The organism is Pseudomonas congelans, assembly GCF_900103225.1.
Lineage (GTDB): Bacteria > Pseudomonadota > Gammaproteobacteria > Pseudomonadales > Pseudomonadaceae > Aquipseudomonas > Aquipseudomonas congelans.
In genome coordinates this window covers 343644-355521 of sequence record NZ_FNJH01000004.1, presented here as the reverse complement: position 1 = coordinate 355521, position 11878 = coordinate 343644, and the positions used below count along the sequence as shown (strand labels likewise).

Genomic DNA, 11878 nt, shown 5'->3' with positions numbered 1-11878 from the left:
TTGGCGGCCCCTTCGCGGACAAGTCCGCTCCTACGCCCGTTGGGCAGAATCAAAAGCAGGCTGGTGTATAACGCCAAGCGCTCCAGCGTCGGAATCCTTGCGTCGCAGATCTATCAACCCACCCTGAATTTCCCCACCAGTGTCTGCAGGTGCGTTCCCAGCCTCGCGAGTTCGACGCTGGAAGCGGCGGTTTGCTCGCTGGCTGCAGCGGTCTGTTCGGAGATGTCACGCACGCTGATGACGTTACGGTTGATCTGTTCGGCGACCACGCTCTGTTCCTCGCTGGCGGTAGCGATCTGTTCGTTCATGTGCTGGATCGTCGCCACGGTGCGGGTGATCTGCTCCAGTGCGCCTCCCGCGCGGCGGCTCAGTTCTACCGTGTTATCAGTCAGGGTACGGCTGCTATCCAGGGTGGCTGCGACCTGTTGTGTCCCGGTTTGCAGGGCGGCGATCAGCTCTTCGATTTCCTCGGTGGACTTTTGCGTGCGTTGCGCCAGACCACGGACTTCATCGGCAACCACCGCGAAGCCGCGTCCGGCCTCTCCGGCGCGGGCTGCCTCAATCGCCGCATTGAGGGCCAGCAGATTGGTTTGCTGGGAAACGGACTTGATCACGTCAAGAACACCGACGATCTTGTTGCTTTCCTGCTTGAGCGCATTCATCGACTGGGTAGAGTTCAATACTTCGCGAGCCAGTTGTTCGATCTGAATGATTGCCTGCCCGACCACTTCATCGCCGCTGCGCGCCTGTTGATCTGCCTGCGAGGCCGCCTGGGAAGCCGCTTGCGCATTGCGAGCGACCTCTTGCACCGTCGCGGCCATTTCATTCATGGCCGTGGCCACCTGGTCGGTTTCGTCTTTCTGGCTGTTGACCCCGGTGCAGGTCTGCTTGGTCACTGCCGAGAGCTGCTCGGCCGCGCTGGCGATCTGTGATATCCCCTCGCTTATGCCGCCCACCAGTTGACGCAGGCTGACGGTCATAGTCTGCATGCTGCCTTGCAACTGCCCCATCTCGTCACGCCGCGTGACCGGTATGTCATGGCTCAGATCGCCCTGAGCAATGCGTGCTGCGCTGCTCAGTGTCTGCTGCAAGGGCACGGTGATCTGCCGGGTCATGATCCAGGCAGCCAGCAACCCGAACAGTAACGCCAGGCCTGCCACACTGCCCAGCATGGCGCTGGAGTTGGCTGCCTCGCTGTCACGCTGGGCGTTCTGCAGGCGATTCAACGCAGCGACGGAGTCCAGCAGCGTTGCGCCAAGACCTTCCATGATTTCCTGATCCGCTTCGGACTTGGTCTGTATCTGCTTGAACTCGCCAAGCCGTTCCCGATAACTCTGCAGAGCAGTGGTGGCCGGTGTCAGGCCCTGAAAGCTTTCGCCGTCCTGGTCCTGAGCGATCTGCCCGATTTCCTTGAGCGCTTCGTCGATGGCTGCAATGGCTGCGCTTTCATCCGCGTCCTTAGTGGTGAAGGTATACGTCTGCACCTGATAACGAGCGGTCTGGACCTGCTGCCTCAGTTGGGAAATATTGGTGAACTCCTCCATCCGCTCGCTGCTGTCCTGTTCCTGGCTGACACTCTTGAGCACCTCTACCTCAACCTGCGCGATGGCTTGCAGGGCTTGTTCGGACGTCTGCTCCAGGCGCGTCCGGATCTGGTCGCGCGTTTGTCTGTTGCTGCGAACGTTGGCGAAGACCTTTTCGATCCTGTTGAGCGTCTCGAACTGCCCGTTGAGCAGTGTGACGGTTGCCTGCTCATCACTCAGCCTGTGCAGCCGGGTGAGCTGGGTTTTCATTTCGTTTAGTTTTTCGGTCACCAGCGCTGTGCTCTGCGCGGTATTTTCGACGCGGTCGGTGATTCGCTCGGCACGCAGGTCTTTGGTCAGGCCGTTGAGCTGGGCGATGTCCGAGAGCGACTCCGAGCGGTCGATCATGGTGTTCAGGCCATGCCAGCCTGTCAGTGCGATGATCAGCGTCAATAACAGCACCAGGCCGAAGCCCAGGGAAAGTTTGACCCTGACGTTCATATTGCCGAGCGCTTGATTGGTCAGTCGGAACATTGGAATCTCCTGCAATGAGCGAACAAAAGCACGCTCCAGCCAGCCGGGACGTGCGTTGTGAGCGCATCGGCGTGGCGATTCATTGCGTGACCTGAGAAGGTCGTAGGAGATTTCCGAGCACCAAGGAGGGGTGAAAGGTGTCACATTTTGTCGAAAGAAATGGCCCGCGCCGTGTACTCGCGCGGGCTTTGCCCTGACAGGTCAGACGGTAAAGCGGCTCACCAGCACCTGAAGGTGGTTGCCCAGTCTTGCCAGTTCTACGCTGGAAGCCGCGGTTTCTTCACTGGCCGCAGATGTCTGCTCGGACACGTCACGGACATTGATGATGCTGCGGTTGATCTCTTCCGCGGTCGCGCTCTGTTCTTCGGCGGCGGCCGCAATCTGCTGATTCATCGCCTGGATCGCCGAAACGGTTTTGGTGATGTTCTCCAGCGATCCACCGGCCCGACGGGTCAGTTCCACGCTGCTGGTGCTCAGCTCGCGGCTGCTGTCCATGACGGTTGTAGCCTGTTGGGTACCGCTTTGCAGGCGGACAATCAGTGCTTCGATCTCTTCGGTGGATTTTTGCGTGCGCTGCGCCAGGCTGCGCACTTCATCGGCAACCACCGCAAAGCCCCGACCGGCCTCACCGGCGCGTGCGGCCTCGATAGCGGCGTTGAGGGCCAGCAGGTTGGTCTGTTCGGCGACCGATTTGATAACGTCCAGCACGCTGCCGATCTTGTCGCTCTCCTGTTTCAGCGCGCCCATGGCTTCGCTCGAATTACTCACCGCAGAGGCGAGGCGTTCGATTTGCGAAATGGCCTCGTTGACCACCCGTTCGCCATCACGGGCCTGACGGTCCGCCGTCACTGCAGCTTCCGAGGCTTCCTCGGCGTTGCGCGCGACCTCCTGAACCGTTGCCGTCATTTCATGCATGGCGGTGGCCACCTGATCGGTCTCTACCTTCTGGCTGTTGACCCCGGCACTGGTCTGCTCGGTAACTGCCGACAGCTCTTCCGCGGCGCTGGCAATCTGGGTGACGCCATCGCGAATCCCGCCAACCAGTTCCCGCAGGCTGACCGTCATGCGCTGAATCGTGGCCTGCAGCTTGCCCAGTTCGTCCTTGCGGTCCACGTTGAGGTTGCGGCTCAGGTCGCCCGAGGCCACCCGCTCTACCACTTCGAGGGTCTCTTGCAGCGGCGTGGTGATCTGGCGGGTGATGACCCACGCCGCGAGAATGCCAAGCACCATTGCCAGCGCGGTCGCGGCGATGATCATCTGGACCGACTTGGCGCTGTCTGCGTCGCGGCTCTTGTTCTGTCGGGTAATCAGGTCGTTGCTGGTGGCGAGCATGCTGGCGCCCAGCGTGGTCATTTTATCCAGTGCGGCCCTGGAGGCGGCCTGGGCATCGCGATACTTGCCCACAGCCGCGCGGTAGCCATTCAGCCCGGCGATGGCCTGCTGCAGCATGGGCGAATAACTGGAAGAAATGTCGCCAGCCAGCGTGTTGATCCCGGTCACAGCATCATCGATGGCCTTATTGGCGTCCTTTTCGAAATCGGGACGGCCGCTGTAGGTGTAGCCACGTACCTGAAAGCGCGCCTGCTGAATCAGCTTGCTGACGCCGACGATGCCATTGAAGGCCAGAATGTTATCTTCCTTGAGCAGTTCGGCTTCGATCCTGTTGGACTGATCCACTGCCTTGTCGGCGTTTTCGCCCATCTGGCTGCGGCTCGCTTCGCGGGTTTCGATCGCCTTGCTCATGTCCTCGAACGACTGCCGATAGTCCCGCGTTGCCTGAATCTGGACGTCCAGCAACTGCAGGTTCTCGGGGGATCGCAGCAGGTTTTTGGCGGTTTGCAGTGCAGCGTCGAGCTCATCGAGTGTACTTCTGACCTTCGCTGCGGTCTCTGCGTTGTACAACACCTCATAGCTCATACGGTTGATGCGCAACTGAAGGGTCAGCTCACTGACCTCTGCAATCGCAGTGACACGGTCACCACGATCGATCAGGGCTTGATTGCTGAACCAGCCGGTGGCTGAAATCATCAGCGTCATCAACAGCACCAGGCCAAAGCCGATCGCCAATTTCAGGCTGACACTCGCATTGGCGAGGCTTTTGGATAACGCACCAGACATGATCTCTCCTTGACGGCTTTTGTTCCTAAGTATCCGACTGCATCGGCCAGCTATCGGTTAACTGAAGCGATTGAGTCGACATTAACAACTTAGAACAAACGGGCAAGAAGGGCCGTTACAGCGGTTTCGACACGCAGGATGCGTTCGCCCAGTTGCACGGGCTGCAAACCCGACTGACGCAACAGATCGATTTCGTAGGGTATCCAGCCACCTTCGGGGCCGATGGCCAGCGTGACCGATTGGGTGACCGCACGGGGACAGGCGGGGAAATCACCGGGATGGCCGACCAGGCCCAGGGTATCGAGCGCGATCTGCGGCAAGCGATCTTCAACGAAAGGCTTGAAGCGCTTTTCGATCACGATTTCAGGCAGCACCGAATCGCGCGCCTGTTCCAGGCCCAGAATCAGTTGCTCGCGGATGGCGTCAGGCTCCAGAAACGGCGTTTGCCAGAAGCTTTTTTCCACTCTGTAACTGTTCAGCAGGATGACTTTGGGCACACCCATGGTCGCAACGGTCTGAAACACCCGGCGTAACATCTTGGGGCGTGGCAACGCCAGCAACAGGGTAAGCGGCAGTTTTGCCGGAGGCGCACTCTGCAGCTCGACACGCAGCTCTGCTTCATGGGCTTCAAGGCGTAGCAGTTCGGCATTGCCCAGCAGGCCGTTGACACGGCCCACCCGCACAGTGTCACCGACCTCTGCGCGGTGCACCTCCTGCATGTGCTTCAGGCGGCGGTCACGCAGGACCACCCTGTCAGCCGCAATGAAGTCGGCTTCCTCAAGCAGCAGCAGGTTCAAGGTGTGGTCGCGGGCGGCTGGTCCTGCTTGTCAGCGTCCTCGGCCTCATCGTCCGGATGTTCGCCACGCTTCTTGATCATCGTGCTGCACAGTACGCCCAGCTCGAAAAGCAGCCACATCGGCACCGCCAGCAGCGTTTGCGAGAAGATGTCCGGCGGCGTCAGGATCATGCCGACCACGAAGCAGGCGATAATCACGTAAGGGCGGATCTTCTTCAGGTACTTGACGTCGACGATGCCGATCCACACCAGCAACACCACCGCCACCGGGATTTCGAAGGCCACGCCAAAGGCGAAGAACAACGTCATCACGAAGTCCAGGTAGCTGGCGATGTCGGTCATCATCGAAACGCCCTCCGGCGTCACGCTGGCGAAGAAGTGGAAAATCAGCGGGAAGACCAGGAAGTAGGCAAACGCCATGCCTGCGTAGAACAGGATGATGCTCGACACCAGCAAGGGCACCGCAACGCGCTTTTCATGCTTGTACAGACCCGGCGCGATGAAGCCCCATATCTGATGCAGGATGACCGGCATGGACAGAAACAGCGCGACCATCATGGTCAGCTTGAACGGCGTGATGAACGGCGAAGCCACATCGGTGGCAATCATCGTTGCGCCTTCAGGCAGATAGACGCGCAGCGGAGCCGAAACCAGTGTGTATATCTTCTGCGTAAAGTAGAACAGGCCGGCGAAAATCAGGAAGACTGCCGCAACACAGCGCAACAGACGTGTACGCAACTCGGTGAGGTGCGAGATCAGCGGCATTTGCTGATCGTTTTCCGGGATATCAGCGCTCATGGTGCTCGCGGTGGCAATGACGAATCGTGGGCGGAAGGCGTCGGGACCGGTGTGCCGGCGTCAGCCGGTTTCGCGGTTTTCTCCAGCGACAGCTCGGTCTTCGGTGCCGCAGGTTGTGCAGGGCCTATTTCGTGGTGTGCGGCGTCATCGTGCGCCGGGCTTGCAGCTTCGGCCGCTGCCGGTGCTGGCGACGGGTTCGCCTGCTCGGAGCTGTTCTCGGGCGGCTGATTGGGCGCGAACATTTTGCGCGCTTCGTCTTCCAGCGAAAGAATGTGCTCGTTGTGCAGCTGCCGACGAATCTCGTCAGCCCCGATTTCACGTTCAACTTCCTGTTTGATCGCATTGAAGCTGCGCTTCAACCGGCCGATCCATAAGCCTGCGGTGCGTGCAGCACCCGGCAGGCGCTCGGGACCCAGTACCAGCAAGGCAACCAGGCCAACGAGCAGCAGTTCAGAGAAGCTGATACCGAACATGGGCTTAAACCTGGTCTTTGCGGATCGGCTCGTCGACTTTGTGCGCCTGAGCGTCGATGGTGTGTGGCTGATTCAGCGGCGAGCCCTGTGGGGCTGGCTGGGCCTGCTGGGGTTGAGGCGCAGGCTGTTCGGCTGGCTTGTCGTCATCATTCATTGCCTTGCGAAAGCCTTTGATCGATTCGCCGACGTCGCTGCCCAGGCCCTTGAGTTTCTTGGTCCCGAAAACCAGTACAACGACGATCAGGATGACGATCCAGTGTTTCCAGTCAAAAATACCCATGAAACAGTCCTCGTAAAAGATTTCAAGCTTGAAAGGGGAGAGCGTTACTCTGCCGTGCGAGCGGCTTTTTCCGCGTGGCCGGACAAGCCGAATCGGCGGTCCAGTTCATCGAGCACGGCCTGTGGATGCTGACCCAGCGCGGCGAGCATCACCATGCTGTGGAACCACAGGTCAGCGGTTTCGTAAATCACGTCACTGCAATCACCGCTGACCGCAGCGTCCTTGGCCGCGATGATGGTTTCGATCGACTCTTCGCCGAGCTTTTCCAGAATCTTGTTCAGGCCCTTGTGATACAGGCTTGCGACATAGGAACTGTCGGCAGCGGCGTCCTTGCGGGATTCCAGCACTTCGGCCAGACGGGACAACGTATCAGTCATGTTCAATGGCCTGCATGGTAAATAGCATCAGGATCTTTCAAAACCGGGTCTACGGTCTTCCAGCCTGAATTTTCATACACTCGGTAGAAGCAACTTTCGCGGCCAGTATGGCAAGCGATGCCACCGATCTGCTCGACCATCAGGATAATGACGTCGGCATCACAGTCCAGGCGCAGTTCATGCAGCTTTTGCACATGACCCGATTCTTCACCTTTGCGCCAGAGTTTGCCACGCGAACGCGACCAATAGATGGCACGGTTCTCGGATGCCGTCAGGCTCAGGGCCTCGCGGTTCATCCAGGCCATCATCAATACCCGGCCGGTCTTGTGATCCTGAGCGATTGCAGGCACCAGACCGTCGCTGTTCCAGTGAATCTCGTCCAGCCAGTCTTTCATATCTACTCCGGCAGCCGGCTTTCATGCCCGGCGGATTGAACAGTGTGCCAGCGCCACTCGCTGCTGGCTATCGGCGAACGATCAGATACAGTCCGGCGATCAGCATGATCGCTGCCGGCCACGCGGTGAGCGTCAGCAACTGGGTGGCGGCCTCGCTCATCACCCAGCCCTGTATCGCGCCGCCCACCAGCAATGCTGCACCGATCAGCCGCAGGACCGGCTCGTCCTTGCGATCGTGCCACGGGCGCGGCGGATCCGAGGCGTGCGGGCGGGACATGCGCTCCAGCAGATCACGGGTCATGCCTGCGATGTGCGGCAGTTGCTCGACCTGTGATTGCAGATTGCTCAGCAGGGTCTTCGGGCTGACCCGTTCACGCATCCAGCGCTCCAGATAAGGCTGCGCGGTGCTCCACAGGTCCAGATCAGGGTACAACTGACGACCCAGCCCTTCGATGTTGAGCAGGGTCTTTTGCAGCAGAACCAGTTGCGGCTGGACTTCCATATTGAAGCGGCGTGCGGTCTGGAACAGGCGCATCAGCACCTGGCCAAAGGAAATATCCTTGAGCGGCTTCTCGAAAATCGGCTCGCAGACCGTGCGGATGGCCGCTTCGAACTCATTGAGCTTGGTCTCTGCCGGCACCCAGCCCGAATCGATGTGCAGTTGCGCAACGCGACGATAATCACGTTTGAAAAAGGCAAACAGGTTACGCGCCAGATAATCCTGATCTTCCGGGGTCAGGCTGCCGACGATGCCGCAGTCGATGGCAATGTACTTCGGCGCCCACGGATTGACCGTGCTGACGAAAATGTTGCCGGGGTGCATGTCGGCGTGGAAGAAGCTGTCGCGAAATATCTGCGTGAAGAAGATCTCCACACCGCGCTCGGCAAGCAGTTTCATGTCGGTGCGCTGATCGGCCAGAGCGGCCAGATCGGTTACCTGAAGGCCGTAGATACGCTCCATGACCAGCACTTTCGGGCGGCACCAGTCCCAGTAGACTTGTGGCACGTAAAGCAGGTCCGAGCCTTCGAAGTTGCGCCGCAGCTGGCTGGAGTTGGCCGCTTCACGCAGCAGGTCGAGTTCGTCGTAGATGGTCTTTTCATAATCCATCACCACCTGCACTGGATGCAGCAGGCGCGCATCGGCAGACACGCGCTCGGCGGTGCGGGCGAGAATGAACAGCCACGCCAGATCCTGGCCAATGATCGGCTTGAGGCCGGGGCGTACCACTTTGACCACGACTTCTTCGCCGGTCTTCAGGCAGGCGGCATGTACCTGTGCGACCGAAGCGGATGCCAACGGCGTCTCGTCGAAGCGGCTGAAAACGTCACAGATACGTGCGCCGAGCTGTTCTTCGATCAGCTTGATTGCCAACTGCTGATCGAACGGCGGTACGCGGTCCTGCAGCAGCATCAGTTCGTCGGCGATGTCCTCGGGCAGCAAGTCGCGCCGGGTGGACAGCAATTGACCGAACTTGATGAAAATCGGCCCCAGGTCCTGGAGCGCCAGACGAAAGCGTACGCCACGGCTCAGCTCGGATTTGCGCCGTGGCAGCCAGCGCCAGGGCAGCACGAAACGCAGCGCGAGCATCCACCACGGCAGGGGCAGGGCGAACAACAGGTCATCAAGGCGATAGCGGATAACGACACGTTGAATGCGAAACAGACGGCGGACGGCAAGCAGCTTCATGCGTTATCGCTGGTATTGAGGGAGTGGGCAAGGCGGGCAAAGCGCGCCTCGAGGCGTTCCAGATCGAGCTTGATCTGATCGAGTTCGGCGAATCGTGCTTCGGCTTCGTGTTTGCCCACCAGCGTGCGCGATTCTTCGCTGAGGTAGTCGGCAACGTTCTGGCTGAGGCTGTTGAAGCTTTCCCGCGTCCAGCGCCCACTGTTGCGCAGGTGGCTGCTGAACAACTGGCTGGCCACCGGGCCGATCCAGTTGGACAGTTCGTGCTCCCAGTCCAGCTCCAGATCCTGAAGAATGCCGACCAGTTCCAGCAGTGCGCCGCTGTCACCGTCGAGTTCGACATCCGGGCCGTGCAGCACGGCGGTCTTGTCCTTGCTCAGGGCCAGACGCACCAGGCTGGAAGCCGGCGCGCGCAGCGTGCAGTCAGCGTCGGCAGCCCAGTCAGCTGCCAGCAGCAAACCTTCGTCGCTGGGCAGGATGAAGAGCTTCAGGGACGGATCGCGACAGTCCACCGCAATGACACGTCCGGACAGACGTGCCATGCGTGGCAGCGCAGTGCTGTCCAGGCGCAGCACCCGATTGATGCCGTGCTCGATACTGGCGAGCAGCCCCCTGAGCAACATCAGGGTTTGATACCGCGATGCAGGGCCACGACGCCCGCTGTCATGTTGTGATAGGTCACGCGGTCGAAACCGGCTTCTACCATCATCGACTTGAGGGTTTCCTGGTTGGGGTGCATGCGGATCGATTCGGCCAGGTAGCGGTAGCTTTCCGAGTCATTGGTGACCAGCTTGCCCATCAACGGCATGAATGCGAACGAGTAAGCGTCGTAGGCCTTGGACATCAGCTTGTTGGTCGGCTTGGAGAACTCCAGCACCAGCAGGCGACCACCCGGCTTGAGCACGCGCAGCATGGAGCGCAGGGCGTCTTCCTTGTGCGTCACGTTGCGCAGGCCGAAGGCGATGGTCACGCAGTCGAAATGGTTGTCCGGAAACGGCAGCTTCTCGGCGTCTGCCTGGACGAACTCGACGTTGCCCGACACGCCCAGGTCCAGCAGGCGGTCACGGCCGACCTTGAGCATGGAGGCGTTGATGTCAGCCAGTACCACCTGGCCAGTCGGACCGACCAGGTTGGAGAATTTGCGGGTCAGATCGCCCGTGCCGCCAGCAATGTCCAGCACGCGGTTGCCGGTGCGGACGCCGGACAGCTCGATTGCGAAACGCTTCCACAGGCGATGCATGCCGCCGGACAGCAGGTCGTTCATCAGGTCGTACTTGGCCGCCACCGAATGGAAAACCTCAGCGACTTTTTCTGCCTTCTGGCTTTCCGGTACATTTTTGTAACCGAAGTGAGTCGTAGGTTCGGCATCGCTGCCTTTGCGCTGATCGTTCATATCGCTTCACCGGAATAGAGTGCGGGTCATTCTAATCGCCAAGGCCGGCTTTGTCTTGACAAGGCTCACCAGCAACGCTTTCTTGGATGCGGGCGGGTGTATATAGTTGCGCCGCATTTCACATGACGATCAAGGAAGCCTCCGATGGCCAAGATAACCGTTGAACGCCCGCACGCCCTGGGCCGGGAGAAGGCTCGCGAAAAGGCCGAGCAACTGGTCGAGAAGCTTTCCACCCGATACGGACTGGCTCACGAATGGGCTGGCGATACCGTAAAACTGGAGGGCAAGGGGGCCAAGGGCGAGGTCGAGGTCGAAGAGGCTTTGATCCGCGTCAACATCGAGCTGAACTTCATCCTGTCGGCCATGAGCGGTTCGATCAAGACAGAAGTCGAGCGCGTTCTGGACAAGGCGCTCGCTGCCTGAGCGCAGTACGCAGTCCTGCTGATTTTTCTTTGCCGCCGTATGTCCATGCGCTCTTTTATGAGCGCAAATCGACAGAATCGAGCGCGCGTTCGACCTTCGAGTCGCAAAGACCTTGAACCGGATCGGTATCCCGTCTAAACATGATGTAGACACGCTCTTTGCCAGGCTCGATGAGCTGCCGGTATTGCTTGAACGTGTCGTGCCGACAAAAAGCTCGAACGCTGCGTGCCGAAACGACTCGGGCGTTCCAAGTCTGGACGATAAGGAGAACAGGATGGCTGGCAAGAAAAAAACCGACAAAGATGGCAGCTCCTGGATGGGCGAGGTCGAGAAGTACTCTCGTCAGATCTGGCTGGCGGGTTTGGGCGCCTATTCCAAGATAAGCAATGACGGCAGCAAGCTTTTCGAGACGCTGGTGAAGGACGGCGAAAAAGCCGAGAAGCTGACCAAGGTCGAAGCGCAGAAGCAGCTCGATGACGTCAAGAACACCAGCAAGTCGGCCAAGTCCCGTGTGGACGACGTGAAAGACCTCGCGGTTGGCAAGTGGAACGAGCTGGAAGAGGCTGTCGACAAGCGTCTGAACAGCGCGATTTCACGCCTGGGTGTGCCGAGTCGCAGTGAAGTACAGGCGCTGCACAGCAAGGTCGACCAGTTGACCCGGCAGATCGAGCTATTGGTGGGCGCGAAAGCCAAACCGGCAGCCTCGCGCACTGTGGCGGCCAAACCGTTGGTCAAGGCCGCGGCCAAGCCGACTGTGAAGAAAGCAGCGGCTAGGCCTGTCGAGGCTAGCAAAAAGCCTGTGGCCGCGAACACCAGCAAAACCAGCACCGCGACCAAGCCTGCAGCAGCGAAAAAACCAGCGGCAAGAAAGCCGGCTGCCAAACCCTCCAAGTCGGCGAGCAATTCGACTGCAGCTACCTCAGCGTCGACCGCATCGGAAAAGCCCGCCAGCCAGTCCTGATAACCGGCTGCAACAAAAAGCCCGCCCTGCCACACAGGTCGGGCTTTTTGTCGCTAAACGGCACAAAGAAGACCGGACGCGGAGCGTCCAGAACGGCATGCCCACGCGGAGCATGGGCACGAT

At 59.7% G+C, this 11878-nt stretch carries 13 protein-coding genes and 3 pseudogenes; 3 read left to right on the top strand and 13 right to left on the bottom strand.

Going from position 1 to position 11878, the window contains the following annotated elements:
* Positions 1 to 113 precede the first annotated feature (113 nt).
* The 13 genes and pseudogenes from BLR20_RS28500 to ubiE form a co-directional block, all read right to left on the bottom strand.
* Entirely contained in the window at positions 114 to 830 is a 717-nt protein-coding gene (locus BLR20_RS28500) for a methyl-accepting chemotaxis protein (protein WP_420875069.1), read from the bottom strand.
* Between the two features lie 141 nt (positions 831 to 971).
* A pseudogene (locus BLR20_RS28495) lies at positions 972 to 1931 on the bottom strand (methyl-accepting chemotaxis protein); the annotation flags it as partial.
* A 327-nt stretch (positions 1932 to 2258) separates the two neighbouring features.
* Positions 2259 to 3122 (bottom strand): methyl-accepting chemotaxis protein, encoded by an 864-nt coding sequence (locus BLR20_RS28620; RefSeq protein ID WP_455710165.1) that lies wholly within the window; start codon positions 3120 to 3122, stop codon positions 2259 to 2261.
* Positions 3114 to 4085, bottom strand: a pseudogene (locus BLR20_RS28615) (methyl-accepting chemotaxis protein); the annotation flags it as partial. The gene BLR20_RS28620 and the pseudogene BLR20_RS28615, both read right to left, overlap by 9 nt.
* 179 nt (positions 4086 to 4264) lie before the next feature.
* Positions 4265 to 4972: a 16S rRNA (uracil(1498)-N(3))-methyltransferase gene (locus BLR20_RS16285; protein ID WP_010435978.1), complete on the bottom strand. Its 708-nt coding sequence runs from the start codon at positions 4970 to 4972 to the stop codon at positions 4265 to 4267.
* Complete coding sequence (tatC, locus tag BLR20_RS16280; protein ID WP_010435976.1) at positions 4969 to 5769, bottom strand: twin-arginine translocase subunit TatC; 801 nt, start codon at positions 5767 to 5769, stop codon at positions 4969 to 4971. Before tatC ends, BLR20_RS16285 begins: the two co-directional genes overlap by 4 nt.
* A complete protein-coding gene (gene tatB, locus BLR20_RS16275; RefSeq protein WP_010435973.1) occupies positions 5766 to 6242 on the bottom strand; it encodes a Sec-independent protein translocase protein TatB in 477 nt (158 codons plus the stop codon). The genes tatC and tatB overlap by 4 nt, the downstream gene beginning before the upstream one ends.
* A 4-nt stretch (positions 6243 to 6246) precedes the next feature.
* Positions 6247 to 6522 (bottom strand): twin-arginine translocase TatA/TatE family subunit, encoded by a 276-nt coding sequence (locus tag BLR20_RS16270; protein ID WP_003316632.1) that lies wholly within the window; start codon positions 6520 to 6522, stop codon positions 6247 to 6249.
* Between the two features lie 44 nt (positions 6523 to 6566).
* Positions 6567 to 6899: a phosphoribosyl-ATP diphosphatase gene (locus BLR20_RS16265; protein ID WP_002551631.1), complete on the bottom strand. Its 333-nt coding sequence runs from the start codon at positions 6897 to 6899 to the stop codon at positions 6567 to 6569.
* A 2-nt stretch (positions 6900 to 6901) separates the two neighbouring features.
* Positions 6902 to 7294, bottom strand: coding sequence for a phosphoribosyl-AMP cyclohydrolase (hisI, locus tag BLR20_RS16260; protein ID WP_003414224.1), 393 nt, complete (start codon positions 7292 to 7294; stop codon positions 6902 to 6904).
* A gap of 67 nt (positions 7295 to 7361) precedes the next feature.
* Positions 7362 to 8981: a ubiquinone biosynthesis regulatory protein kinase UbiB gene (gene ubiB / locus BLR20_RS16255; RefSeq protein ID WP_010435836.1), complete on the bottom strand. Its 1620-nt coding sequence runs from the start codon at positions 8979 to 8981 to the stop codon at positions 7362 to 7364.
* Entirely contained in the window at positions 8978 to 9601 is a 624-nt protein-coding gene (locus BLR20_RS16250) for a ubiquinone biosynthesis accessory factor UbiJ (RefSeq protein WP_032613569.1), read from the bottom strand. The genes ubiB and BLR20_RS16250 overlap by 4 nt, the downstream gene beginning before the upstream one ends.
* Positions 9601 to 10371, bottom strand: a complete 771-nt coding sequence (gene ubiE, locus BLR20_RS16245; RefSeq protein WP_002551635.1) for a bifunctional demethylmenaquinone methyltransferase/2-methoxy-6-polyprenyl-1,4-benzoquinol methylase UbiE — start codon at positions 10369 to 10371, stop codon at positions 9601 to 9603. The genes BLR20_RS16250 and ubiE overlap by 1 nt, the downstream gene beginning before the upstream one ends.
* Positions 10372 to 10515: 144 nt before the next feature.
* Between ubiE and BLR20_RS16240 the strand changes: the two genes are divergently transcribed.
* From BLR20_RS16240 to BLR20_RS16230, 3 genes and pseudogenes are all read left to right on the top strand, one after another.
* Complete coding sequence (locus BLR20_RS16240) at positions 10516 to 10794, top strand: polyhydroxyalkanoic acid system family protein (RefSeq protein ID WP_010435829.1); 279 nt, start codon at positions 10516 to 10518, stop codon at positions 10792 to 10794.
* Positions 10795 to 10861: 67 nt separating this feature from the next.
* A pseudogene (locus BLR20_RS28490) lies at positions 10862 to 10981 on the top strand (phasin family protein); the annotation flags it as partial.
* Positions 10982 to 11068: 87 nt separating this feature from the next.
* Positions 11069 to 11755: a phasin family protein gene (locus BLR20_RS16230; protein WP_032613567.1), complete on the top strand. Its 687-nt coding sequence runs from the start codon at positions 11069 to 11071 to the stop codon at positions 11753 to 11755.
* Positions 11756 to 11878: the final 123 nt, after the last annotated feature.